Genomic DNA, 25228 nt, shown 5'->3' with positions numbered 1-25228 from the left:
TGTATGACGATCAACAGCCCTGAATCAGGAGTTCCTATGAGTGAAATCCGGCGAATTGCCACGGACAAAAGACGTAGCCGCGCGGTCGTGTACAACGGCATGGTGTTTGTCGGCGGGCAGACCGCTGACGACCGCAGCCAGGACATTCGCGGCCAGACCAGACAAGCCTTGGCCAAGATCGAGAAATTCCTGGCAGAAGCTGGCACTGACAAGCATCGATTGCTCACAGCCCAGATCTGGCTGAAGAACCTTGATCGGGACTTCGAAGGCATGAATGAAATCTGGGACGCGTGGACTGCTCCGAACGCCGCGTCCACGCGGGCGACCGCGCAATGCCAACTGGGTCATCCGGACATTCTGGTGGAAATCATCGTCTCAGCCGCAACGGCTGGGGTGTCAGTATCACTTCAACGATAACAACCTCGAACAACTAGTCAAACGCGCCGGAGAGCAGGGCCCCGAACCCGGTGAGCCTGTCTTGCAGCCCGAGCGTGCGCAAGCAGTGCCACAGCAACGCCTGGTTGCTGGTAATAACCGGTTTGCCACAGCGCTCTATCTCTTCAATGACAGCGCTCACCTGAATGCCAGCGCAACTTACCAGTACTGCATCGGCATCGCGGACGTCGAGTGTCTGCGCCAGTTTGGCCCAGTGCGAGGCGCGAATGGAGCCTTGTTCAATAGGGGTGGAACAGGGCGTCGCAACGTCACTGCCGACGTCGATGCCGTGCCTGGCTAGAAAGGCGATCTCCATCTCCACGACTTCGCGCGGATAGGGGGTCATTAACGCGACACGGCGTGCGCCGACCGCGCCCAAGGCTGCGAGTATGGCGTCGGTGGTGGTGACCGAGCGGATGCCCGTGGCATCGAAGATGCGCTGGTTGATTATCTGTGCCCCGACTGCCATGCTCGCCGCGGTGCAATTCATGGCGATCAGACTGACCCCGGCGGTCGCCAGCAATGCGGCGTGGGATTCGACATCGGCAACCACCGCTTTGTCGCTCTCCAACGAGGTTCGCGCGAACGGCATGCGGGTGGTGACGAACTGCACGCCGGCGGGTGCCATCAGTTGAACTTCAAAGTCGCATAGGCCGCCGGACGGGTAAAGGTGTCCGATGCGCGCTAGATATCCAAAACCAAGGCTCATGCTGATTCCTGTCAAATTCGAGGCCGGTACCGGTATCGCCCCGGCGCCGGCAAATTTATGCGAATTACTTCCTGCCCTGTGCTTGTCCGACGTGCTCTGGCGTCGGCGTGACGTACACCGCCAACGCAGCCAGTACGGCAGCAGTTGAGAACAGCACGAAGTTCCACACCGGGCTGGCGTGCAGGCCGGCGATATAGCCACCAAGTACTGGTCCTGCCATCGCGCCCAAGCGGCCGACACCGACCGCCCAGCCAGTTGCGGAAGCGCGGGCATGCGGCGCATAGTAGCTAGCGACGTAGCCGAGCAGTACCAGGGCCGTGGCGATACTGCCAAAGCCAGCCAGAGCCACAAGGACATAGTTGACCAGCAGACCGTTCTTCTGGGAAAGCGCGAGAATCGAGACCGCGCCTACCAGGAAACTGACGGCGATGGTTCTGCGCGGCCCGAAGTAATCGGCTATCCGACCGATCATTACGCCGCCGATGGCTGCGGCAAGGTTGAAGACCGCGAAGAAAGACAAGCTCGAGCCAAGGTCATAGCCGCTCTTGCGCATAATCTGCGGAAGCCACGTTCCCAGCCCGTAGACCATAGTGATCGCCATGAACTGTGCGGTCCACAGACAGATCGTCCCCACAGCGTTCTTGCGCGAGAAGACCTCGGCAAAGACGTCCTTCAGCGACTTGGGCGGCGTCTCATCGAGGGCTAGCGCAGCAGGCGTCTCGACGCCGAGGCGCTCGGCTAGTGCCTGTGCGTCCCGATGCCGGCCCTTGCTGACGAGGAAGTCCAGCGATTCCGGAAGCCACAGCATCAGGGCCGGAATGAACACCAGCGGGAGGGCGCCAATGGCCACGACTGCGCGCCATCCGAATTGCTCCATATACGCCATACCGGCTAGCGCCGAGACCACAGCACCGATTGGGTAACCCGAGTACATCAACGCGAAGTTCAGATTGCGGCGCCCGGGCGGCGAGTATTCCACCGTGAGGGCGGCAGCTACTGAGATGACGCCGCCCAGACCGAGCCCTCCAATGCCGCGCACCAAGGCAAAGATAGCGGGCGACGGGGCCCAGACTGCGGCCAGCATGGACAGCGAAAACAATGCTACGCAGGCGATCAGAAGCTTTTTCCGACCGGCCAAGTCACTTAGCGGGCTGATGAAGTAGGCGCCGAATAAGGTACCAACCAGTGCCGCGCTGCTCATCTGGCCGAGTTCGAGGGGTGTCAGCTTCCACTGCGGATCCTGGATCAGCGCGGGAACGATGGTGCCCATCACGCCGATGTCGTACCCCTCGGCAAGAATGGCGATCCAGCAAAGGAACAGGACAAGATAGGTGGTCCGTTGGGGCACGGACCGGGCGGCTTCGGATGTACCAGCAACATGCATGGCGAAGACTCCAAGGGGGGGGGCGGCTTTTAATGGGGGCGTTGGCTGCCGGCGACCTACGCTGAGACCGCGTAGGCAGCAGCTAAATAAATAGTAGTATTCGTTAATACATGCGAGGCATCGGTACATACCCTAGTCACGTACTCAAGAAAAATGCCACCGGATGGGGCGAGGCCCCTCAGAGTGCAGCTTGAGCGGTTCTGGTTGAAGCGTGAAAGAGCATTCGGGGGCATACCCCCCAGCGCGTTTGCGATAGAAATATAGGCGCTTCAAGGTAACTGCACGTGGGCCGTTCAAGGATGGCCGGATTCCCCGGAGGCAGGGTGGGTGGGCTATGTGTGGCAGGATTCAGGTTGCCGGACGGCAATGCGGAGGGAGCGCCCCGGTGGATGAGGCGCCGGCAAATAAGTGGTATTTGCTATTCAGGCGGGCGAGGGGCGGGCCGTTTTAGCCTTCGAAAGGCTCAAGACGCCGTGTTCGTGTTCGCTTCTTTGCGCGAGCGCACCGTACGGCCCTTGCCGCGAGGGGCGGGGTCCATGGCGACCTCCGGCCCCAGGATCATATCCGTCATCAACGCGGCGATCGCCTCTAGGTCACGCGTATCCCCAATGCGGCTGTTGATGGCAAAGCCGTCGAAGGCCATCCACAGGATATGCGACAGCAGGCGGTTCGACGCCAGGTGGGCGCGCGCCGGCGGCAGGCAATCAAGGATGAGGTCCGTGATGGCGACCTCGCATTGTTCGAGCAGGTTGTTCGGCTTCGGGGTGTCCATCGGGGCACTGGCGAGTGCCTCGATCATCGCGTTGGCAAACGAATGGTCCGCCGCGGGAATGTCACCCCACAGGCCAACGATGATGCGCCGCAGCCGTGTGCGAGGAGTCGGAAATTTCTGCACCGACTCGCGCAGGGTGTCCACCCGGGCGAGCAACCAGGGCGTATAGATCTCGTAAAAGATCAGCAGCTTGGAATCGAAGTACACGTACAGATTGGCTACGGTCATGCCGGCCGCGCGCGCGATCTCCGACATGGTGGTTGCCGTGTAGCCCTTGCGGCAAAACAGATCGAATGCTGCCGCAAGGATCGCCTCGCGCATCCCGGCCTTCTTGACTTGTGGCATTGCCCTTTCCTTCCAGCCCGCCCCCGGGCTGTCTTCTTGTCCGCCTTGTCGCTGGTGCAAAGATGCCCCAACGTGGTTCGGTATTTTACCAACATGGGGCAGGGGTGATGCCGAAAGAGCCTCTCGGCAAGTCATCTAAATTCGAACTTGACTTTTTTTCCGTTGAAAATAAAATGCCATTCATTATTCGACGGCGACCCCTCGCCGATGTCCCCATCCAGTAGGAGATGCGCAATGACATTGCAGCAAACGTTCTTCACCGACCGGTACCCGGAGCTTGGCAAAGGTCCAATACCGGTCGAGCCCTACATATCGCCCGAGTACTACGAGCGCGAGAAAGCCGAGATCTTCAAGAGGACCTGGCTGCAGGTTGGCCGCGTGGAAGAGATCCCGAACCCGGGCGACTACTTTGTCAAGGAACTGGCGGTCTGCGATACCGAGATCATCGTCGTGCGCAACAAGCAGGGCGAGATCCGTGCCATGCACAACGTTTGCGCGCACCGGCTGAACCAGCTGGTCTATGAAAAGTGCGGCAACGCGCGAAAGTTCTTTTGCAAGTTTCACGGTTGGGCCTATGACCTCGATGGCCGCCTGACGGGTGTCCCGGAAGAAGGCTGCTTCTTCGATTTGCAGCGTGAAGACTATGGCCTGTCGCAAGTGTCATGCGACGTGTGGCAGGGATTCATCTTCGTCAATATGCAAGCCCAGCCGGCACAGACGCTGGCCGAGTTCATGAAGCCGGTCTATGGCGATATTGAGGAATACCCGTTTGACAAGCTGACGTGCGCCTTCCAGTGGACCAGCGTCGTCAACTGCAATTGGAAGCTGGCACTGGACGCCTTTCAGGAGGCCTATCACGTTGCCTATATCCATGGCAATTCTATTGCGGACGCGATCGACAAGACCGATGGCGGCATCATGCGCCCTCTTGACGTGGTCTGCGGAGACGTGCACAGGCGCCTCTCGCTCGCGGGCAATCAGAAGTCGGTTTACGGCAACCCGAAAGCGGTGACAAGCGGCGGCGCCGCAGCCACCGAGGCGCTCGCAGAATCGGCGGGATCTCGACCCATCGCCGCCGCTGCACTGCGGGCCGGCATGGGCAGCGCGAAGCACGAGTTTCCCCTCGAGGCCCTGCCCAAAGGCGTCAACTGGACGCAGAGCAAGAACTGGCTGTTCGACCTCAACGTCATCTTCCCCGACTTCTACGTCTCGCTGCGGCCCAACTATTACCAGGCTTACACGTTCCGTCCCATCGCGCACAACAAGATCCTGTTCGAGGGCCGGGTGTACTACCCCGAGATGACCACGGCCGGCGGCCGCTTTTTCCTCGAATACATGAAGGTCGCATTACGCGACGTGCTGCTGGAGGACATGAGCACGCTGGAACGCACGCAGGCCGCGGCGGAAACCGGCGCAAAGACGCACATGATCCTCCAGGACAGCGAAATCCTGGTGCGCCATGGCGCGCACGTGGTCGATCGTCTGATCGGCGCAGCGCAATAAGACACCGCGGAGCGAAATCATGGAAGAAAAGATCATCAACATCGGCGGTCTGCAAACGCAACGCACGCCAGCCTTGCCCGAGCGCTTTGCGCACCTGAACACGATCGCGCACTGGAGCCTGACGACTGAAACCGCGCGCAATATCCAGCGCCATCGCGCCTCGATGGACGAAATCCGCGTGTTCGCCGACACCATGCTCGGGGAGATCGATGCGATTACCGCATACCTGAACACCTTTGAACTTGGCGCCATGCCCGCCGAAGCCCAGGCACTCATGAACCTGCTGCTGTCGCTTGCGGAGGTTGCGCCGGCCATTGAGTTCTATCGCCAGCAAGCGGTGATCGATGGCTACGATCCGCGTCGTTTCATCGCCGACGAGGCATTCAAGTTGTCGCCGGGACTTTGATCGCCCCGTTCGCAGAGGAGTCCACCATGCCCAAATGCCGCGTGTTTGCCATCGACGACAACCTGAAAGAAGTCGTCGCCGATGGCCTGTACATGAAACACATGTTTGGCGAAACGGTCAGCGTTGCCGTCGTCAAGTTCGTTGAATCCGCCGGCCGGGATCTGCCGGCGAAATCCCACCAGCATGGCGAGGAGGCCTCGCTGCAGTTCTCGGGCGCCTGCTCCGTCTTCGAAGGGCTGGGTGAAGCCGGCGATCACGAGACCGTAATGGAGCAGGGCGATGCCCTGCTGATCCCGGCCGGCCTGATGCACTACGGCAGCAATCGCTTTGCGCCCGCTGGCGTCAGCATGCGGCTGAATGTGGTGACACCCGCCCGCAAGGAATACGGCGCCGAAGATACGGTGCCTTATTACCCGCTGGCCGACCGGGGAGAACGGGCATGAGCGAGACAGAATTTGCGGGCGTTCACACCCGCGCCGGCGAGGCACTTTGCCGCCGCGTAACGGTCGGTGAATCGATTTCGACTGCGCCCGCGTGCCACGCCACCAGTGGCGACGCCTTCGACATCGCTATCCACGTGCTGCGCCGGGGCGAATCGCTGGGGGCCGCGGCAGGCGAAGCGGGCGAGGAAGTGGCTGCAGTGCTGGCGGGCACGTTCACGGTCCACGCCGCCGGAGAGACCTACCACCTCTCGGAAGGTGAAGGGATCATTATTCCCAGTGCGGAGCCTCGGCAGTGGACATGCGACGCCGAGGGCGGCCGCCTGTATCGCGTCATCAACCGATCCTCGCTGGCGACCCAAGCTTGAGCAGCGACATGAGCACGCCCCGACATATCGTCATCGTGGGCGCGGGCCATGCGGGTGGTCGTGTCGCCCAGCACTTGCGCGCGCTGGGCTATGACCAACAGTTGACGCTCGTCGGCGAGGAGGCACACGCTCCCTATGAGCGGCCGGCACTGTCGAAGGAACTGCTCAAAGGCGAACGCACTGCGGCAGAGCTTGTGCTCGGCCCTGCCGCCTTTTGGACGGACGGCAGCGCAGTCGAGCATGTGCGCGCACGGGCTCGCGCCCTGGACGCCGAGGCGCGACTATTGACCCTCGACGACGACAGCCAGATTCACTTTGACCAACTGGTCGTTGCGACCGGCGGCCGCGCGCGTACGCTCAATATTCCCGGTGCTGACCTGCCGGGCGTCGTGACCCTGCGCACCCTCGACGATAGTCTTGCGTTGCGCGAGACGCTTGGTCCGGGGCGGCGCGTGGTGATCGTCGGGGCCGGCGTGATCGGCATGGAGGTCGCTGCCAGCGCAAGGGCACTCGGGGCAGACGTGACCGTGCTCGAGGTGGGCAGCCGCATCCTCGCCCGCTGCTTGCCTGCAGCGGCTTCGGAATGGCTGCATGGCCTGCATACGGCAAATGGCGCCCGCATTGAGACCGGCATCGAGATCCGTCGTATCGAGCGCCACGGCACGGCCATGCGGGTGGAGGTGGCGCGTGATGGCCAAGCCTGGTCCGTGGCCGCGGACGTCGTGCTGGCGGCGGTGGGCATCGATGGCAGCGTGAGCTTCCTCGAGGGGACAGGAATTGCCAGTGAGCATGGCATTCCGGTCGGCGCCGATTGCCGCAGTCCGGTTGTGCCGTGGTGTTTTGCGGCGGGAGACGTGGCGCTCACCTACAGCCCCATTTACCAGCGCGCCGTGCGGCAGGAAACCTGGCGCAACGCCGAGAACCAGGCGCAAGCGGTCGCCGGATTTCTGCTCGGGCGCACCGAGCCATACGTCGAAATCCCGTGGATGTGGACCGATCAGCTCGGGCACAACATCCAGGTCGTGGGGCAACCCGGCGACGCCGACGAGATCGTCGTCCGCCACGGCGCATCCGGCGATCCCGCAGCCATGTTGCTGGTGCGCGGCGAGCAAGTCGTGGGGGGGGTCCTGATTGACAACGGACGCGAGCGCAAGCACCTGGAAGCCCTGGTGCGCAGCGGCACACCGGTCGAGCGCAGCCGTCTCGCCGACAGTGCGATTGCGCTCAAGGTGCTGGCGTCATGAGCGCGCATACCACCGAACAGCGGTTGGCGCGGCTCGAAGCCGCGGAGGCAATCCGTGCCCTGAAAGCGCGCTATGCCGCGCTGGCCGACGCCAAGTACCGGCCTGACTACTCACGGCTGGACGACGACGGCATGCGCCGGGTGGCGTGGGAGCAAGCACTGTGTTTCACCGAGGACGCGATCTGGGAAGGCGGACAGGGATTCGGCGATTCGCTGGTGGGGCGCGCGCAGCTGCACGACTGGTTTCAGCGCTCGCCCTGGTGCTTCGCCGCGCATTACTACGGCAGCCCACGGTTCGAGATCGACGGCGATGGCGCTCAGGGCATCTGGCGCCTGTGGCAGCTGGCGCTGCGTGAAGACAACCGCGATGCCGTCCTGCTGGCCGCCACCACGCACGAAGACTATCGACGTGAAGTTGATGGCGAATGGCGGTGCTGCCGCATGCGCTTCGCCGAAATCCATATGACATCGCTGGGCCAGGGCGCGATGCCGCTGGCGGCGACCCTGGCGGCACTGGACGCCAGGGTAGCGAGCCAGCCTGGGCACCCTGAGTTGCGTGCCTGAATTCGTGAGAAAGGAAACACCATGATTACCGAGCAAGCAGATCTGGTCCGGGAACCGGCGGCGCGCGAGACCGTCATCCGCTGGTATCAAGCTGGCGAAGTAGGCGCCTTGTTCGCCAACGGCGATTGTCACGGTCTCGACGTCCATGGCCATCGCATCGGACTGTTCAAGGTCGACGGCGACATCTATGCGCTGGACGACATCTGCACGCACGGCAATGCGCTGCTGTCGGATGGGGAAATGGACGGACACGGGATCGAGTGTCCGTTGCACGCCGGCTTGTTTGACGTGCGCGACGGCCGCGCGATGTGTGCGCCGCTGACCCGCGATGCCCGCTGCCATGCCGTAAAGGTGGAAGCCGGCATGGTCTACGTTGCCGCACCGGAGGCAAAATGAGCGCCATGACCTCCACAGAGGCCAACGCCTCGCGCGACAGCGCGCGGCCACGCATTGCCGTGATCGGCACCGGCGGGACGTTCGCAATGCACGCAAGGCATCGCTTTGACTGGGTCGAGTACAGCGAGAGCGGCGTGGTCCATCCGATTGCAAAGCTGCTTGATGACCTGGGCGAGCTCGGCGAGGTGGCCGAGGCGGTCGAACTGGTGCCCGTGCCGTTCCGGGCGCTGGGCAGCACCGGCATCACCCCGGCGGACTGGCTCGCGCTGGCCCGGCTGATCGGGGAAGCCGCGCGGCGCGATCCTGGCCTGGCCGGCTTCGTGGTCACACACGGCACGGCCACGTTGGAAGAGACTGCCTGGTTTCTCGACCTGGCGCTCGTACTGGACCAGCCGGTGGTCATTACAGGAGCGCAGCGCCCTGCGAACACGGCGGGCAGCGATGTGCCGGCCAACCTGCGGGCGGCGCTCGCAGTGGCGCAGTCCGATGCAGCGCGCGGCGCCGGCGTCCTGGTCGTGATGGACGGCCATATCTTCGCCGCAAGGGACGTTACCAAGGCGGCCAGCTTCGATCTGAACGCATTCGAGGCGCCGCCGTTCGGGCCGCTGGGCCGCGTCGAGCCCAGCGGAGCGGTAACCATGCGGCGGCTGCCGGTACGACGCAGGGTCCTTCCGATGCTTGACCTGGCAAGCTTTGACGCGATGCCGCGCGTGGACATCGTCATGTCGTATGCCGGGGCCGATCGCACGGCGATCGATGCATTGGTGGCGGCCGGCTGCGCCGGCATTGTCAGCGCAGGACTGCCGCCTGGCAGGCCCGCGAACGCAGAGATGCAAGGCCTGGCCGACGCCGTTGGGACTGGTACCACGGTGGTGCAGTCCACCCGCGCGCCGCGTGGCATGGTGCCGCCGCAGGCATTCCTGCGCGCCGCCGGCGTGCTGGCGGGCGGCGATCTGGCGCCGCAAAAGCTGCGCATCTTCCTGATGCTGGCCCTGACACAGACCCGAGATCCCGTGCTGCTGCAGCAATGGCTGTTGGAGAGCTGATCCCGGTGGCCGGCAATGCATCGGTCCCCGTGAACCTACCGTTCGAGAAACCAAGAAATTGAGGAGGAAAATGAAGTCGATGTCCAAAGCCGGCATGGCAGCGTTAGGCGCATGCGCGGCATTCTCGCAGTCTCCCGGCGCCTACGCCCAGAACTCGGTCACCCTGTACGGGGTGTTGTCCACCGGTGTTGCCTATGTCAGTAATGAAGGCGGCCATGGGGCCGTCAAGATGGTGCCGGGCACCATGCAGAACAACCGTTGGGGCTTGCGCGGCACTGAGGATCTCGGCGGCGGCATGCGCGGCGTCTTCGTGCTCGAGAATGGATTTGCCCTCGACGACGGCAAGTTTCAGCAGGGGGGACGCATGTTCGGGCGCCAGGCCTATGTTGGCCTGGGCAGCGATCCGCTGGGCACGCTGACGCTCGGCCGCCAGTACGACGCCATTTATGACACGCTGGACATCATGTCTGCACCCGTGGCGGCGAATGGGATGGCGGCCCACATCGGCGACAACGACAATGCCTTCGGCAGCTTCCGGCACAACAATGCGCTCAAGTACGTTAGCCCCAGCTGGGGCGGGCTGCGTGCAGAGGCCTCATATGCGTTGTCGGATAGCGCCACCAGCATGAACAATCGCTCCTTCAGCCTCGGCGCCACTTACGACCGCGGGGCGCTGCGCCTGGCGGCTGCATTCATGCAACTGGACCGCCCCGGTCTGGCCGCCAGTAGCAATCCCAACGGGGCGGTGACCGACGACTATGCCGGCGCCCCCTTCGTGCTGTTCCATACCAGCCCGATTAATCCGTCGGCGGGGGTCGCACGCCAGCGTGTGGGCGGCTTCGCCGCGGGATATGGCAACGACAGATGGCGTGCCAACGCCATGGTCACGCAATCGCGATACGAATACCAGGACGGCATTGGCCTGCGCCTGACCAATTATGACATCAACGCCACCTACAACCTCACGCCGGCGCTCGTACTCGGCGCGGCCTATGTATTCACGGATGGCAGTTACAGCGGTATCGACCGCAGTCCCAAATGGCACATGGGACAGCTGAGCCTGGATTACTTCCTGTCCAAGCGAACCGACGTCTACATCTACGGCGTCTATCAGAAAGCGTCATCGTCCCAGGCTGACATCTACCTGTTCGCACCATCCTCCAACGACAAGCAAACCGTACTGGTTGCCGGCATCCGGCACAAGTTCTGAGCGCGTGGCTGCCGGCCACTGTATTTCCCCATTACACCGACAAGGAGACAACCATGTCCGAACTTGATATCCCCCAATTGCTCGATCTGGTGAATACCCGCAAGGTGGCACCCGGCGACGAGCGCGTGCGCGCCATCACCGCACGCATTGTCGGCGATCTCTTCCAGACCATCGAGGAATTCGACGTGAAGCCCGACGAATTCTGGGCTGCAACCAAGTGGCTGACCCGGCTCGGGCAGGTCGACATGATCGGACTCATCACCGCCGGGCTGGGCTTTGATCGGCTGCTCGATATCCGAGAGGACGAGGCCGACCGTGCAGCGGATCGCGCGCTAGGCACGCCCCGCGCGATCGAAGGGCCGCTCTATATTGCTGGCGCGCCCCTTCATCAGCGCGAGGGGAGGCTCGATGAAGGCAACGAAGGCAAGGGCCAGCCGCTGGTGATGGAGGGCCGCGTGCTGGACGTGGCGGGCAATCCTGTCGCGAATGCACTGGTGGATGTCTGGCATTGCAATGAACTTGGCCGATACTCCCATTTCGACCCGGACCAACCGGACTACAACCTGCGCCGGCGCATCCAGACCGACGCCGATGGCGCCTACCGCTTCCGCAGCTTCCTGCCGCCGGGCTACGCCATTCCACCCCACAGCCCGGTCTCGGAACTGTTTGACTTGCTTGGTCGCCATGGCAATCGCCCGGCGCACATCCATTTCCTGGTCTCCGGGGCAGACAAGCGTGCCCTGACCACACAGATAAATATTCCGGGCGACACGTTCCTGGACGACGACTTTGCGTTTGCTACCCGAGATGGCCTGGTGGTCGAACTCGAACCGGTGGAAAGTGTGGCGGGATATGAGTCGCTCGGCTTGGATGGTCCCTTTATCCGCGTTCGCTTTGATTTCCGCCTGCAGGACGCGCTCAATGAGGACGAAGTCATGCCCGCCAGCCGCTACGAGAACGCCTCGTGACCTGCGCTTGCTAAATAGCAGCGAGCCCGAGACCCGCACAAACGCTGTCATGCACTAAACGCGCGACGGCGCTGTCACTGCCGTGCTGAGCGTCAGATCCCAGGAACCGGTCATGTCGGCGAGAGGTCGGCGCAAACGTGCCGATCGTCACCCACGAGGACAGCACCAGCCAGGTCGGGCAAGTCGAGGCGCTGATCAGCAGCATGCACGCCGAGCGCAGGCTGGACTACGTCGCCACTTGTGGATCGAACCGCCTGCTGCAGTTGCTGCAGCGGGTTGCCGCCGACCTCGGCATCCCGGGGGAGATCGCTCTCGAGCAGCAGATGGGCTGCGCCCTGGGTGCCTGGTTCGCCTGCGTTCGGCAGTTTCGCAAGGAGGCCGTCACGCAGGATCTCACTTATCGAAGGGGCTGCTGGGAAGGACCTGTATTCAATCTCCAGGAGACCGTATCGTGGTAGATCCTGGCGTGGAAATCGGCGCCTTAAGGCTAGAGAATCCCGTCATGCCGGCCTCCGGCACCCTTGCCGAAGGTCTGGCCGATGAGTTCGACCTGAACCGGCTTGGCGCGATAGTGACCAGGACGATCACTGACGACCTTCGGGAAGGCAATCCGCCGCCGCACGTTGGCGGAATTCAGCGACGCGACGTTGTTCTCCATCGGCATTCCCAGCAAGGGCGGGCACTATTACCTGAAGCACACGGTGCCATTCTACAGACCCTACCGACCGGCACTGGTCGCCAGTATCTCGGCGAACACGGTGGACGAATTCGGCAAGCTCGCGCGCAAGTTGTCCGTACCGGGCGTGGCGGCTGACTGGCGCGTGATCGGCAGTTCGGTCATAGAGAGTCCCGGCCAGTTGATTCAAACTGACCAGCGGGCGAACGTTCGCCGGCCCGGACCTTCTCACGTCGCCTCGAACGTCGCGCGCAGCAGCGCCCCGATCTCGTGCCGGCGCGACACAGGCATCCGCGAGGCGGTGGACACCACGCTGACTGCTGCATCCCCCGCCAACGCCAGCGGCAGCACATACCCCACGCCCGCCACGCCGGCGGCGCCAGCCAGCGCGTAGCCGAGACGGCGGCTGCGCTCAACGCCGCGCAGCAGCGTCAGCAGGCTTAGGCCGCTAGTTTCATATTCCCTCCGGTGGCGGTCGTAATGCGCACGGATGCTGTCGTTGTCCAGCCGTGCCAGCAGTGCCATGCTGGCGGTACCTTGGCCGAGAAGGCGCGAGGTGCCCGTGAGCAAATGGAAGGTCTTGGCGCGATTGGCGTCCTCCTCCATGTGCAGGCAGTAGCCGTGGTCGCCCAAGCGCGCGATCAGGAAGACGGCGTCCCCGGTCAGGCGGGCCACGGCCTTCATGCGAGTGACAAGTTGGCTGCTGGGCGGCGGCCGGTTCATGGCGCGCACGCCGAGGGCCATAGCCGCCGTGCCGAGGTGGTAGCGTTTTCCGGCTGGTTCGCGCTCAGCGTAGCCGGCGGACTCCAGGAACCGAACCATCCGGTGCGCTGTGGTGCGGTCGATGCCCGCCAGCATGGCCAGTTCGGGCAGGGTCAGGCCGGGTTCATGGTGCTCTCCCAGCAGGTGAAGCAGTGCGAAGGCACGTGACAGACTCTGCACGCCAGACTGCACCGCGCGTGCGTCGGTCGAGGTGGTGGACATGGGGGGAGGGCAGGGGAAACACCAAGACTGTGCATATTATGCACGATCTGCGTAGTTGCGGTTGTCGGGAGCGGTGCGCTGATATGCAATGCCTTCACCAAACCATACAAGCCAATGAGCGCAGAAGGCACCGCCATGATTCCCTTCGATACCCGGATTGATCCCTCCTCGGAAGCCTTCGCCGCGCAGCGCAGCGGAATGCAGGCGTTGATCGACCGCCTGCGCGCACTGGAGCAGCGTGCCGTCGACGCCTCCGCCCGAGCCCGCGTCAGCTTCGACAAGCGCGGCGCGCTGCTGCCGCGTGAGCGTGTCGCCCGCCTGCTCGATCCCGGCGCGCCTTTCCTGCCGCTCGCCACGCTGGCGGGCTACGGCATGGACGACCCCGACCCAGACACGTCGATCCCTGGCGGCTCGCTAGTGGCCGGCATCGGGTTCGTCTGCGGCGTGCGCTGCATGGTGCTCGCCACGGACTCTGGCATTGACGCTGGCGCTATGACCGAGGCCGGTAACATGAAGATGATGCGCTGCCAGGAGATCGCGCTGGAAAACCGGCTGCCGTTCATCCACCTCGTGGAGTCGGCCGGTGCCAATCTGCGCAAGTACCGCGTCGACAAGTTCGTGCGCGGCGGCACCATCTTCTACAACCTTGCCCGCCTGTCGGCCGCCGGGCTGCCGATCATCACCGTGGTCCACGGTTCTTCCACGGCGGGCGGTGCCTACATGCCAGGCCTGTCCGACTACGTGGTGATGGTCCGCAAGCGCGCCCGCGCGTTCCTCGCCGGCCCGCCCCTGCTGAAAGCGGCTACCGGCGAAATCGCCACCGATGAGGAGCTGGGCGGCGCCGACCTGCACGCCACGGTCAGCGGCCTGGCCGAATATGTGGCCGAGGACGACGAACACGGGATCGCGACCGCGCGCGACATTGTCGCCAGCCTCGACTGGCCGCGTGCCGAGGTGACGCCGCAGCAGCCGGCCCGCCAGCCGAAACTGAATACGGCAGAACTGGATGGCGTGATGACGCTCGACCACAAGCGCCCGGTGGACATGCGCGAAGTCATCTCCCGCCTTGCGGATGACTCCGCCTGGCTCCCCTTTAAGCCCGACTACGGCCCCGGTACCGTCTGCGGCCACGCCCGCATCGAGGGCCACGTGGTTGGCTTCATCACTAACAACGGCCCCATTGATCCAGCCGGCGCGACGAAGGCCGCCCAGTTCATCCAGGCCTGCAACCAGTCAGGCACGCCCATTGTGTTCATGCAGAACACCACCGGCTTCATTGTCGGAAAGGCGTCAGAAGAAGCCGGCATGATCAAGCACGGCTCGAAGATGATTCAGGCGCTGTCGAACTCCACCGTGCCGCAGATCACGCTGTACTGCGGCGCGAGCTTCGGCGCGGGAAACTTCGGCATGTGCGGACGCGGCTTCCGCCCACGCTTCTGCTTCTCGTGGCCCAATGCCCGCACGGCTGTGATGGGCGGCGAACAGGCTGCGATGACGCTGGAGATCGTGGCCCGCCAGCAGGCCGAGCGCAAAGGCGTGGCCGTCGACGAAGGTGCGCTCGCCGCGCAGACCGCCGAAATCGTCGCCAACTTCGACCGGCAGGGCAGCGCTTTCGTCACCAGCGGCTTGCTTCTGGACGACGGCGTGATCGCCCCCCGCGACACCCGCGCCGTGCTCGCCTTCGTGCTGGCCACCGTCCGCGAAGCGGCCGCCCGGACACCTCGTGCCATGCAATTCGGCGTGGCCCGCTTCTAACAGGAAAGAACACCGGAGATACCACATGCTCTACACCGAAGACCACCGCAACATCATGGACAGCATCCGCCGGTTTGTCTCGGCGGAGATCGATCCTCACGTCGACGAATGGGAAGCCGCCGAAGTCTTCCCCGCGCATGAACTGTTCAAGAAGATGGGAGACCTCGGCTTCCTCGGCATCACCAAGCCGGTGGAATACGGCGGCCTGGGCCTCGATTTCTCCTACGCCGTGGCGGCAGCCGAGGCGCTGGGCCATGCGCGGGCCCAGGGTGTCGGCATGGGCGTCGGCGTGCAGACCGATATGGCGACCCCTGCGCTGGCCACCTTCGGCTCCGATGCGTTGAAGCGCGAATTCCTTGCCCCCGCCATCGCGGGTGACGTAGTGGTGTCCATCGGCGTGTCCGAGGCCGGCGCCGGCTCCGACGTCGCTTCGCTCAAGACCCGCGCCCGCCGCGACGGCGACGACTACGTCATCAGCGGCTCCAAGATGTGGATTACCAACGGTACCCAGGCTGACTGGATCTGCCTGCTGTGCAACACGTCCGACGGGCCAGTCCACAAGAACAAGTCGCTGATCATCGTGCCTCTGAAGGAGAACGGCAAGCGCGCGCGCGGCGTGGAGACCCAAAAGATCCGCAAGATGGGCATGTGGTGCTCCGATACCGCCCAGATCTTCCTCGACGAGGTCCGCGTTCCGGTGCGCAATCGTATCGGAGAGGAGGGCATGGGCTTCATCTACCAGATGAAGCAGTTTCAGGAGGAGCGGCTGAATGGTGCCGCCCGCCGTCTGGCCTGTGACGCGCTGATCGAGAACACCGCAGACTACCTGCGTCAGCGTATCGCGTTCGGGAAGCCGCTGCTCGACAACCAGTACATCCAGTTCAAGTTGGCGGAGCTGAAGACTGAACTCGAATCGCTGCGCGCACTGGTTCATGTTGCCACGCAGGCGTATATCAAGGGCGAGGACGTCGTGGAGCGGGCGTCGATGGCCAAGCTGAAGGCCGGCCGCCTGTCGCGCGAGATTGCCGACTGGTGCATCCAGTTCCAGGGCGGCATGGGCTACACGTGGGATAACCACGCGAACCGCGCCTACCGAGACTTCCGCCTCGGCTCCATCGGCGGTGGGGCGGACGAGGTGATGCTGCAGGTCATCGCCAAGCAGATGGGGCTGATGTCCCGCAACGACCGCTGAGTCGCCAGGAGGAAAAGACCATGAGTGACCCGGTGATCGTGCGCCGCGTGGACGGCGTGCTGTTTGCCACACTGAACGTTCCGGCCACCCGCAACGCACTCGCCCCGGAAGTCGTCGCCGCCCTGGCCGACGCCGTGGCGCAGGCCGAGGCTGACAGCGGCGTCCGGGCCCTGGTGCTGCGCGGCTCTGGGGGAACCTTCAGCGCCGGCGGCAACGTCGGCAACTTCCAGGCGCGGCTCGACGCAGGTGGTGCCGATGACGAAGACCCCGTTTCCACGCGCAACCGCCAGTTCGGCTATTTCATGACGCGGCTGACCGCGCTGCCGGTGCCGGTGATTGCGGCGGTCGACGGTCCGGCCATGGGCGGTGGCATGGGCCTCGCCTGCGCGGCCGACATCGTCCTGGCCACCCGCGCCGCGCGCTTCGCTTTGTCCGAAACCACATTGGGAATCATCGCCGCGCAGATCTCGCCGTTCGTGGTCGGCCGGCTCGGCCCGACGCTGACGCGTCGCCTCGGGCTGACCGGGGAGAGGCTGGACGGGGCCGCGGCGCTTGCCATTGGTCTCGTCGACCAGTTGGCTGATGACAGTGCCGGACTCGACAGCCTCGTCGCCGAATGGCTGACGCGCATAGGCCGCTGCGGCCCGCACGCCAATCGCCGGTTCAAGGCGCTGGTGGCGCGGTGCGGCCAGGAGCCGGTAGACAGTCTGCTTGACGATGCCTCGCGCGAGTTCGCGGCCTGTATGCGCACCGAAGGTGCGGAAGGTATAGAGGCGTTCCGTGAGAGGCGGGAGGCAAGATGGACCGTGCGGTTCGACACAGAAACCGTCCGCGCGGCGCAATCAACCGGCGTCTGAGCGCAAAGACCATTTCCAGAGAACTTCCCATGTCAGCACCCAGTCGCTCCTTCCACACACTGCTCGTCGCCAACCGCGGTGAGATTGCCGTGCGCATCATGCGCTCCGCTCGCAAACTCGGCTTGGCCACCGTCGCCGTCTATTCCCAGGCGGACCGCCACAGTCCGCACGTGGCCTTCGCCGACCGCGCCGTCTGCATTGGCGCCGCCGCGCCGCGCGAGTCGTACCTGAACATCCCCGCCATCCTCGACGCTGCGAAGTCGGCTGGCGCCGACGCGATTCACCCCGGCTACGGCTTTCTCGCTGAAAACGCCGCGTTTGCCGAAGCCGTGACAGACGCCGGCCTTGTCTTCGTCGGTCCGCCCGCGAATGCCATTCGCGCCATGGGTAACAAGGCCGAGGCCAAGCGCCTGATGCTCGCTGCCGACATGCCTTGTGTGCCCGGCTACCAGGGCAGCGAGCAGGACAACGCCACGCTGCTCGCCCAAGCCGCGCGCATCGGCTTTCCGTTGATGGTCAAAGCGGCCGCCGGTGGCGGCGGCCGCGGCATGCGCCTCGTGCGCGACGCCGCCGCCTTGCCCGCCGCCCTTGCCAGCGCTCGTTCCGAGGCCGCTGCCGCTTTCGGCTCCGACGAACTGATTCTCGAACGCGCCGTCATTACTCCGCGCCACGTCGAGATCCAGGTCTTCGCCGACACGCGCGGCAACGTGATCCACCTCGGCGAGCGCGACTGCTCGGTGCAGCGCCGCCACCAGAAGGTGATCGAGGAAGCGCCGTCGCCGGCCGTGTCGCCGGCCCTGCGCGCCCGCATGGGCGACGCCGCCGTGCGCGCGGCTCGTGCGATCGGTTACGTCGGCGCCGGCACGATGGAGTTTCTGCTCGACGCCGAGGGCAACTTCTACTTCATGGAGATGAACACCCGGCTGCAGGTCGAGCACGCAGTGACCGAAGCCATCACCGGCTTCGACCTGGTGGACTGGCAACTGCGCGTCGCAGCCGGCGAGCCGCTGCCTGTCACGCAAGACGACGTGAAGCTTGCCGGCCACGCCATCGAAGTGAGGCTGACGGCAGAGGACGTCCCCGCGGGCTTCCTGCCGCAAGGCGGTTCGGTGCTGCGCTGGCGCGTGCCGCATGCCGGGCGGGATGTGCGTGTCGACCATGCGCTCGAAGCGGGCGGCGACATCCCCACGCACTACGATTCGATGATTGCCAAGCTGGTCGCCCACGGCCGCACGCGCGAGGAAGCGCGCCGCAAGCTTCAGCGTGCCGTGGAAGACTGCGTGCTGCTGGGTGTACCGACCAACCAGCCGTTCCTGGCGGCGTGTCTTGCCAGCGAAGCGTTTGCCGGCAACGATGTCCACACCGGCTTTGTCGACACCCACATGCAGGCCGCGCTGCAGCCGGCCGAGCCGCCGCGTCATGTGCTGACCGCGGCGGCGATGGTCGCGTCGGGGCTGCTAGCGCAATCTGAGCCTGCCGCACTGTCGCGCGCCGCATCGACCATCGTACTGCACGCCGACGGAAAGTCATGGGAGGCAAGCCTGCGTGCCTTGGAGCACGGCTGGGACGTCATCGTCAACCCGCGCGGTGAGACCGGCGCGCCTGCCCAGCGTGTCCGCATCCTGCGCACCGATGCCGGCGAAGGCACAGCCCTCATCGAATGCGAGGGCGTCGCGTGGCCCCTTGTCCACGCGACGGACGAGCAGGCGCTGCACCTCTTCCAGGACGGCCGCGCGTGGCGCTTCGCCCGCCATGATCCGCGTCGCCGCGACATCGGCGGCGAGGCCAGCGGGGTGCTAACTGCACCGTTGACCGCGCGCATCGTCGCCGTAAACGTGGCCGAAGGCGACCGCGTCGAAGCCGGCCAGCCGCTGGTCATCCTCGAAGCCATGAAGATGGAACACACACTCGCCGCGCCATTCGCCGGCGTGGTGGCGGAACTGCCGGCGCGGGTCGGCGGACAGGCCTCCGCCGGAGCGGTGCTGGCGCGCGTGGAAGCCGAAGCGACAGGGGAGGGCGCGGCATGAGCACCACACTTCCCACCCGGACAGTCCGCATCGGCGGCGCCAGCGGCTTTTGGGGCGATTCGGCCGTCGCGACGCCCCAGTTGCTGACCGTGCCGGGTCTGCAATATCTCGTCTACGACTACCTCGCTGAAACCACGATGTCGCTTTTGGCGCGTGCCCGCGCCAAGGACTCGTCGCTGGGCTACGCAACCGACTTCGTCAACGTTGCGGTCGGCCCGCACCTGCCCGAGATCATGGAAAGGGGCATCCGTGTTATCGCCAATGCCGGTGGCCTGAACCCGCATGCCTGCCGTGATGCGTTGCTGAAGATCGCCGCGCAGCAAGGCCTTTCGCCGCGCATTGCTGTCGTCAGCGGTGACGACGTCGAGCACGACTTCGCCGGCTGGTGCGTGTCGGGACTGACGCAGATCGACGGCAATCCCGTGCCCACCACCGAGCCGTGGTCGGCCAACGTCTACACCGGAGCGCAGGGCATCGCGCGCGCACTCGACAGCGGGGCCGACATTGTCATCGCCGGCCGCTGCGTTGACAGCGCCGTGGTGGTCGGTGCGCTCGCTCACGAGTTTGGCTGGGGCTGGAACGACTGGGACCGCCTCGCCGCTGGCACGCTCGCCGGCCACGTGATCGAGTGCGGCGCACAGGCAACGGGCGGGTTGTTCACCGATTGGCAGCGCGTGCCCGACTGGGACCGCATCGGCTACCCGGTGATCGACTGCGCCGACGACGGCAGCTTCGTCTTGTCGAAGCCCGATCACACCGGCGGCCTGATTGATCCCGCTGCCGTGGCCGAGCAGATTCTCTACGAAGTGGGCGACCCCGCCAACTACCTGATGCCCGATGTCACCTGCGACTTCCGGCAGGTACGTACCGAAGCTATCGGCAACGGCCGGGTGCGCGTGCATGGCGCCCGGGGGCGTACGCCGGGATCGCACTACAAGGGCAACGCCACGTGGCAGGACGGCTACCAGATCAGCCTGATGATGGCGATCCGGGGCATCGATGCCCCCGTCAAAGCTCGCCGCACCGCCGAGGCGCTTCTTGCCCGCACGCGCAACATGCTGGTCGAGCGAGGCATGGGCGACTACAGCGAGACGGTGGTGGAACTGCTCGGCTGCGAGTCGCACTACGGCCCCCACGCCCGCGCGCTGCCCACGCGCGAGGTCGTTCTGCGCATCGGCGCCCGCCACACGCAAGCAAAGGCGCTTGCCTTCCTGCAGCGCGAATGCGCGTCGGCCGGCACGTCGATGGCGGCGGGCACGCGTTCCTCGTTCTCGGGCCGTGTCGATATCCAGCCTGTGGTCAAGGTGTTTTCCTTCCTTGTGCCGAAGGACCGTGTGCCGATGGTCGTCGAGATAGGCGACCGCCGCATCGTGCTGCCGGTGGCGGCCGAAGCGGGCAAGCCATCTGTCCCGGAACCGGTCGACATGCCGCCAGCCACGGCGGTGCCATCTGGCCTGCGCGTGCAACGGCCGCTCGTGTCGCTCGCCTACGCCCGCAGCGGCGACAAGGGAGACGACGAGAACATCGGCGTGATCGCGCGCAAGCCGGAATATCTGGCCCTGCTGCGCGAACAACTGACGCCGGCCGCCGTGCGCGAGTATTTCGCCCATCTTGTAACCGGTGACGTGGAACGGTTCGAGGTGCCGGGCCTGCAGGCGCTGAACTTCCTCATGCACGGCGCACTTGGCGGCGGTGGCGTGGCGAGCCTGCGCTCCGACCCGCTCGGGAAGAGTTTTGCGCAGATGCTGCTGGACTTGCCGCTGTCCGTGCCGCAGGCGTGGGCGAACGACTGAACTTGGAAAAGACACCATCACCAAAGAGAGGAGACTGACGGAGATGAAGGACCCACACAATTCAGATTCGCAACGCGGATCGCGCCGACGCATCGCGCTACGGCGGCTCATCCAGGCCACCGTGTTCGCAGTCAGCGCACTGCCCGGCTTGCCTGCGCTGGCGCTGGACAATGCTGCGGCTGGCTTCCCGGCGCGTCCGGTGCGCGTAGTGGTCCCGTACACTCCGGGAGGCGTGTCCGACACCGTGACGCGACTCGTCATGCACAAGCTTTCCGAGCGCATCGGCCAGCCGGTGGTGGTCGAGAACCGCCCCGGCGCCAACAGCATGCTCGGCTCGGACAACGTCGCCAAGTCCGCGCCCGATGGGTACTCGCTGCTGGTCGTGGTGGCAGCGCACGTCATCAATCCGAGTCTGTACCCCAATATGAAATACGACCCGATCAAGGATCTGACGGGCGTCAGCGAGATCGGCCGCATTCCTTTGCTGATGGTGTCGAGCGCGCAATTGCCGCCAAAGTCAGTCAAGGAACTGGTGGCGTGGGGCAAGGCCAATCCGGACAAGATGACGTTTGCCTCCAGCGGCAGTGGCTCCGGGGCACACCTCGCAGGTGAACTGTTCGCCCAAGGCACGGGCGTGGCGATGACCCACGTGCCCTACAAGGGAATCTCTCCGGCGCTGACAGACCTGTTTTCTGGCCAGATCGCCGTGATCTTCGACTCCGTCCAGACCATGATCCCACTGGCCAAGGCAGGCAAAGTCCGTGCCCTCGCCATCACCAACCCGAAACGCTGGCCTGCCGCGCCCGATGTGCCGACCATGGCCGAGGCAGGCTACCCAAATATCATGCCCGGTAGCTGGATCGGCGTGCTGGCGCCGTCGAAGACGCCGCCTGCCATCCTGAACAAGCTGTCGGCGGAACTCGACGCGGTGGTGCATGCGCCGGATGTTCGGGCGAAGCTGATTGACTACGGCATCGACCCGGTCGGAGGTAGTCCTGAGCAGTTCCAGGCGTTCATCAAAGAGGAGTTCGTGCGCTGGGCCGGGGTGGTCCAGAAGGCGGGAGTGAAGCTGGATTGAATGCGTTGCTTCGCAGTTTGCTTCAATGAAGAACGGGCCGCGGCCCGTTTGTTATCAGATCAGTCCTTGCTCGCGGTACGCGCGCACATCGGCCGGAGTCATTCCCAGCTCGGCGTACAGCGCGGTCTCGGTGTGCTGGCCAAGTTGCGGCGGGGCTGTCATGGTCACGGGCGTGGCAGAGAAGCGCAGCGGGCTGCGCAGCGTGGGTGCGTCCGTGCCGCTCGCATGTGGCAGCCGAACCAGGAGGCCGCGGTGCTTTACCTGGGGATCCTCAAAGACTTCATCGACGCTGTTGATCCGGCCACACGGCACGCCGGCTGCTTCGAGCGTGCGGATCAGGTCCGCCGCGTTCCAATTGGTCAGGTGCGCGGTGAGCGCTTCGCGCAGAGCAGGACGATTGCGGACCCGGTCCATGTTCTGCAGGAAGCGCTGATCGCAGATCAGTTCCTCGCAACCTACCACGCGGCACAGCGCCGCGAACTGCCCATTGTTGCCGGCGGCGATGATGAGGTGGCCGTCGCGGCAGGCGAACACCTCCGACGGTGATGCCACCGGGTTCGTGTTGCCCGCTCGCTGCGGTACCTTGCCGGTCATGTGGTAGCCGAGCGCGAGATGCCCGTTGGCGGCCACGGCGGCGTCGAGCATGGCGGCGTCCAGGTACTGGCCCTCGCCGGTGGCTTGACGATGGTAAAGCGCGCCCAACAGCGCCACTGACGCGTACAAGCCAGTGAGGATATCGGTAAGCGGAATCGCGGTGCGCATAGGCGCCGCGCCGGGCGTGCCGTCAGGTTGGCCGCAGGTGCTCATCAGGCCGGCCATGCCTTGCAGGATGAAGTCATAGGCGGGGCGGGGCGCGTACGGCCCGTCGGGGCCGAAGCCAGTGACGGAGCAATAGATGATGTCCGGACGCAGCGCGCGAATGCTGGCGTAGTCTAGCCCGTATTTCTTCAGGCTTCCGGCTTTGTAATTCTCCACCACCACGTCGCAACGCGCCGCCAGCCGGCGCACCAGGTCTGCGCCTTCGGGTCGGGAGATGTCCACGGTGACAGACTGCTTGCCGCGGTTGCAGCAGAGGAAGAAGGCGGAGTCGTTCGTCTCGTTGCCGTTGGCGTCCGTGAGGAAGGGGCCCATGCGGCGCGTGTCGTCGCCGTCGCCGGGTTTTTCGATCTTGTAGACGGTGGCACCCATGTCGGCGAGGTTCTGCGTGGCCCATGGGCCAGCGACGACGCGGGTCAAGTCGAGCACCTTGATGCCTTTCAGGATTGCACTCATATGCAGAACGTCAGCGAAGTCGGTCGGACAATGATGATCACCCGCTGGCTACGCGCTGGCAATTTGGCAGTTCGAAAGTAAGGGTTTTTGACCACCAACTTCGAACTTGCATCGTTTCCGTCAGCCTGACGAAGGCCGGTTCGACACGCGGAGCACCACTTTGCTGTAAAGAGGCCGAGGGCGTTGAATTCATCAGTTTTTCCCGCCAGTGCCGGGTGCAAACGGCAGTATGCGAAATCACCATGGTGAATGTGAAATTCGTTTCTTTCCCACGCCCACTGCAAGAGTTGATCGACAGGCTTCCAGAAACGGCCACCCAGAGTCTGCGGCTCTAGAACAACGTCGTAGGCTGCAATCCATGCGCAAAGAGCCCGCCGGTCTTGCTCCGATGGTCAGGCGGCCGCGTGCCGCAAGATCATCGCTATGGCCATCAGGGTGACAAGCGTAGTGTGATAGCAGCCGAGGAAGGCCCTGCGCGCAGCAGTGTCGTCGTGGCTAAAAAGGAAGCTGCCTGCACCTTCCGGCCCTGCGACGGAGCCATCCGAATGCTGACAGGCTAGGGCACTAAGCAGCCCCTGGATGTTCGACTCGTCGTCGTCGGCATGCAGACAAGCCGCAACCATTGCCAACTCCGCAGCGAGGTCATTATCTGTCTCTGCAACGAAGGAACGCGTCCAGTAAGGCAGCCAGGCACGCAGGTAGTCGGTGACCAGGTCGTCTTCAAGCGGGCGCGCGCCAAAGTCAGTCAGGTAGAACACCTCGTGGGTGATGGCATAGGCCACCTCACCTGAAACCACCCAGGGCTCAGGGCGGGCCATCACATAAAGGCCCTGTTCATCACCAGGCCATGGCGACAAGCCAAGCTTCCACAGGTTGTAGCGAAGAGCCAGTCGCGACCATGGCTGCAGCGGCAGCGCCGTCGCCATATCGGTGCGGGACAGCATGCGCAGCAACCGGTCCAGCGCCGGGTCGCGCAAGCCAAGTTGGCGCAGCGGAGCATAGAGTGCGCAGCAGGGCAGGAAGTCGTGCCGGGCCAGCAGCAGGGCTGCCAGTTTGCGGCCATGCTCGCATTGTTGCCAGATCCAACTGGCAGCGGCATCAAGGAAAGGGAGCTGGACGCCGCTGCTCGTCAGTATCCACAGTGTGAGGGCCAATTCGGAGAGGGGCTTCAGGCGTGCCACGTCGTGCTTGTCAAATCGCTGGTGGTCGACCGTGGGTACGGAAAATTGCTGAAGATTCTCGCCGAGCCAGCCCAATCCCAGCAACAGGCCGCGCTGCGCGGTGGCGATGGCGCCTGGTTGTAACTCCGGCTTCATCGGCGGTCTCTCAGGCATTTCAGCACTCGGTGCTCATGACGCAGGTCCTTGTGGTCTGCCAGGCGCGCGAGTGTGCGCAGCAACGCACGGCTTTGAAAGAGCAGCCTGTCCCGGACGCTATCGAACTGGGGGGGCACAGCCAATGCTTCGACTACCGTCAGCCAGCGCAATAGGTCGATAACGGAGAGCGTTCTTGCGGCATCGGCCAATGCATACATCGCTGTGCGAGTGTCGTAGGCGACTGCGTACCCGCGTGCTGATAACCGGGCGGACAGCCAGCCACCAAGCGCTGGCGGCGAGACGCCGACGAAGCGAAGCCGCGCGTCGTCGGCCCGGCTCAGTAGCGCAGCACAGGCGCCGGCGAATCTGCCCGGCGGCAGGCCGTCCAAGAATGCCGCGATCTCGTGCTCGGCGGCGCGGCCCAGAATCAGGCGATCGGCAGCGGCCTGCGTGGCAAGATCGCAGTCCCCGTCAAGTCGTTGCATTTCG

The 25228-nt window shown here is 64.5% G+C and carries 26 protein-coding genes; 19 read left to right on the top strand and 7 right to left on the bottom strand.

Annotation, left to right across the window (positions count from 1 at the left end; all coding sequences use genetic code 11):
• The first annotated feature begins 36 nt into the window (after positions 1-36).
• Entirely contained in the window at positions 37-417 is a 381-nt protein-coding gene (locus tag AC3FKG_RS21740; RefSeq protein WP_483713776.1) for a RidA family protein, read from the top strand.
• Between the two features lie 13 nt (positions 418-430).
• Here the strand turns inward: AC3FKG_RS21740 and AC3FKG_RS21735 are convergent, their stop codons facing one another.
• The 3 genes from AC3FKG_RS21735 to AC3FKG_RS21725 all read right to left on the bottom strand — a co-directional run bounded on the left by AC3FKG_RS21735 (position 431) and on the right by AC3FKG_RS21725 (position 3645).
• On the bottom strand, positions 431-1144 hold the full coding sequence (locus AC3FKG_RS21735; protein ID WP_483713777.1) for a maleate cis-trans isomerase family protein: 714 nt from the start codon (positions 1142-1144) through the stop codon (positions 431-433).
• A 64-nt stretch (positions 1145-1208) separates the two neighbouring features.
• Positions 1209-2528 carry an MFS transporter gene (locus tag AC3FKG_RS21730; protein ID WP_488744091.1) on the bottom strand — a complete coding sequence of 440 codons (1320 nt, stop codon included), beginning with the start codon at positions 2526-2528 and terminating at the stop codon, positions 1209-1211.
• Positions 2529-2991: 463 nt separating this feature from the next.
• On the bottom strand, positions 2992-3645 hold the full coding sequence (locus AC3FKG_RS21725; RefSeq protein ID WP_483713779.1) for a TetR/AcrR family transcriptional regulator: 654 nt from the start codon (positions 3643-3645) through the stop codon (positions 2992-2994).
• Positions 3646-3879: 234 nt separating this feature from the next.
• Between AC3FKG_RS21725 and AC3FKG_RS21720 the strand changes: the two genes are divergently transcribed.
• The 12 genes from AC3FKG_RS21720 to AC3FKG_RS21665 all read left to right on the top strand — a co-directional run bounded on the left by AC3FKG_RS21720 (position 3880) and on the right by AC3FKG_RS21665 (position 12603).
• Positions 3880-5148, top strand: coding sequence for an aromatic ring-hydroxylating oxygenase subunit alpha (locus AC3FKG_RS21720; protein ID WP_488744090.1), 1269 nt, complete (start codon positions 3880-3882; stop codon positions 5146-5148).
• A 19-nt stretch (positions 5149-5167) separates the two neighbouring features.
• Entirely contained in the window at positions 5168-5554 is a 387-nt protein-coding gene (locus tag AC3FKG_RS21715) for a hypothetical protein (RefSeq protein WP_483713781.1), read from the top strand.
• A 26-nt stretch (positions 5555-5580) separates the two neighbouring features.
• Positions 5581-5997, top strand: a complete 417-nt coding sequence (locus AC3FKG_RS21710; RefSeq protein WP_483714480.1) for a cupin domain-containing protein — start codon at positions 5581-5583, stop codon at positions 5995-5997.
• Complete coding sequence (locus tag AC3FKG_RS21705) at positions 5994-6362, top strand: cupin domain-containing protein (RefSeq protein WP_488744089.1); 369 nt, start codon at positions 5994-5996, stop codon at positions 6360-6362. Before AC3FKG_RS21710 ends, AC3FKG_RS21705 begins: the two co-directional genes overlap by 4 nt.
• A gap of 8 nt (positions 6363-6370) precedes the next feature.
• Complete coding sequence (locus AC3FKG_RS21700) at positions 6371-7606, top strand: NAD(P)/FAD-dependent oxidoreductase (protein WP_483713784.1); 1236 nt, start codon at positions 6371-6373, stop codon at positions 7604-7606.
• Positions 7603-8169, top strand: a complete 567-nt coding sequence (locus AC3FKG_RS21695; RefSeq protein ID WP_483713786.1) for a nuclear transport factor 2 family protein — start codon at positions 7603-7605, stop codon at positions 8167-8169. Before AC3FKG_RS21700 ends, AC3FKG_RS21695 begins: the two co-directional genes overlap by 4 nt.
• Before the next feature lie 21 nt (positions 8170-8190).
• Positions 8191-8565, top strand: a complete 375-nt coding sequence (locus AC3FKG_RS21690) for a non-heme iron oxygenase ferredoxin subunit (protein WP_483713787.1) — start codon at positions 8191-8193, stop codon at positions 8563-8565.
• Positions 8562-9611 (top strand): asparaginase, encoded by a 1050-nt coding sequence (locus AC3FKG_RS21685; RefSeq protein WP_488744088.1) that lies wholly within the window; start codon positions 8562-8564, stop codon positions 9609-9611. The genes AC3FKG_RS21690 and AC3FKG_RS21685 overlap by 4 nt, the downstream gene beginning before the upstream one ends.
• A 70-nt stretch (positions 9612-9681) precedes the next feature.
• Positions 9682-10821, top strand: a complete 1140-nt coding sequence (locus AC3FKG_RS21680) for a porin (protein WP_483713790.1) — start codon at positions 9682-9684, stop codon at positions 10819-10821.
• Positions 10822-10874: 53 nt separating this feature from the next.
• Positions 10875-11789, top strand: a complete 915-nt coding sequence (locus AC3FKG_RS21675) for a dioxygenase family protein (RefSeq protein WP_488744087.1) — start codon at positions 10875-10877, stop codon at positions 11787-11789.
• A gap of 137 nt (positions 11790-11926) precedes the next feature.
• Positions 11927-12247, top strand: coding sequence for an iron-sulfur cluster-binding protein (locus AC3FKG_RS21670; RefSeq protein ID WP_488744086.1), 321 nt, complete (start codon positions 11927-11929; stop codon positions 12245-12247).
• A gap of 44 nt (positions 12248-12291) precedes the next feature.
• Entirely contained in the window at positions 12292-12603 is a 312-nt protein-coding gene (locus AC3FKG_RS21665; RefSeq protein WP_488744143.1) for a hypothetical protein, read from the top strand.
• A 90-nt stretch (positions 12604-12693) separates the two neighbouring features.
• Here AC3FKG_RS21665 and AC3FKG_RS21660 read toward each other — a convergent pair whose 3' ends face one another.
• A complete protein-coding gene (locus AC3FKG_RS21660; protein ID WP_483713793.1) occupies positions 12694-13449 on the bottom strand; it encodes an IclR family transcriptional regulator in 756 nt (251 codons plus the stop codon).
• A 135-nt stretch (positions 13450-13584) separates the two neighbouring features.
• On the opposite strand from AC3FKG_RS21660, the gene AC3FKG_RS21655 reads away from it, so the two are divergent.
• From AC3FKG_RS21655 to AC3FKG_RS21630, 6 genes are all read left to right on the top strand, one after another.
• Positions 13585-15204: an acyl-CoA carboxylase subunit beta gene (locus AC3FKG_RS21655; RefSeq protein WP_488744142.1), complete on the top strand. Its 1620-nt coding sequence runs from the start codon at positions 13585-13587 to the stop codon at positions 15202-15204.
• Positions 15205-15229: 25 nt separating this feature from the next.
• On the top strand, positions 15230-16396 hold the full coding sequence (locus AC3FKG_RS21650; protein WP_483713794.1) for an acyl-CoA dehydrogenase family protein: 1167 nt from the start codon (positions 15230-15232) through the stop codon (positions 16394-16396).
• Between the two features lie 20 nt (positions 16397-16416).
• Positions 16417-17253 carry an enoyl-CoA hydratase/isomerase family protein gene (locus tag AC3FKG_RS21645; protein WP_488744085.1) on the top strand — a complete coding sequence of 279 codons (837 nt, stop codon included), beginning with the start codon at positions 16417-16419 and terminating at the stop codon, positions 17251-17253.
• 29 nt (positions 17254-17282) lie between these two features.
• Positions 17283-19280 carry an acetyl/propionyl/methylcrotonyl-CoA carboxylase subunit alpha gene (locus AC3FKG_RS21640; RefSeq protein ID WP_488744084.1) on the top strand — a complete coding sequence of 666 codons (1998 nt, stop codon included), beginning with the start codon at positions 17283-17285 and terminating at the stop codon, positions 19278-19280.
• Positions 19277-21073 carry an acyclic terpene utilization AtuA family protein gene (locus tag AC3FKG_RS21635; RefSeq protein ID WP_488744083.1) on the top strand — a complete coding sequence of 599 codons (1797 nt, stop codon included), beginning with the start codon at positions 19277-19279 and terminating at the stop codon, positions 21071-21073. The genes AC3FKG_RS21640 and AC3FKG_RS21635 overlap by 4 nt, the downstream gene beginning before the upstream one ends.
• A gap of 232 nt (positions 21074-21305) precedes the next feature.
• On the top strand, positions 21306-22151 hold the full coding sequence (locus AC3FKG_RS21630; RefSeq protein ID WP_488744082.1) for a tripartite tricarboxylate transporter substrate binding protein: 846 nt from the start codon (positions 21306-21308) through the stop codon (positions 22149-22151).
• Between the two features lie 54 nt (positions 22152-22205).
• On the opposite strand, the gene AC3FKG_RS21625 is transcribed toward AC3FKG_RS21630, so the two are convergent.
• The 3 genes from AC3FKG_RS21625 to AC3FKG_RS21615 all read right to left on the bottom strand — a co-directional run bounded on the left by AC3FKG_RS21625 (position 22206) and on the right by AC3FKG_RS21615 (position 25224).
• Entirely contained in the window at positions 22206-23423 is a 1218-nt protein-coding gene (locus AC3FKG_RS21625; RefSeq protein WP_483713799.1) for a CaiB/BaiF CoA transferase family protein, read from the bottom strand.
• A gap of 392 nt (positions 23424-23815) precedes the next feature.
• On the bottom strand, positions 23816-24739 hold the full coding sequence (locus AC3FKG_RS21620) for a DUF6895 family protein (RefSeq protein WP_488744081.1): 924 nt from the start codon (positions 24737-24739) through the stop codon (positions 23816-23818).
• On the bottom strand, positions 24736-25224 hold the full coding sequence (locus tag AC3FKG_RS21615; protein WP_483713801.1) for a hypothetical protein: 489 nt from the start codon (positions 25222-25224) through the stop codon (positions 24736-24738). Before AC3FKG_RS21615 ends, AC3FKG_RS21620 begins: the two co-directional genes overlap by 4 nt.
• Positions 25225-25228: the final 4 nt, after the last annotated feature.

This window comes from Cupriavidus sp. 22TCCZM04-2 (assembly GCF_057798895.1).
The sequence above is the reverse complement of the archived record's forward strand: the minus strand, read 5'-3'. Positions and strand labels throughout refer to the sequence as shown.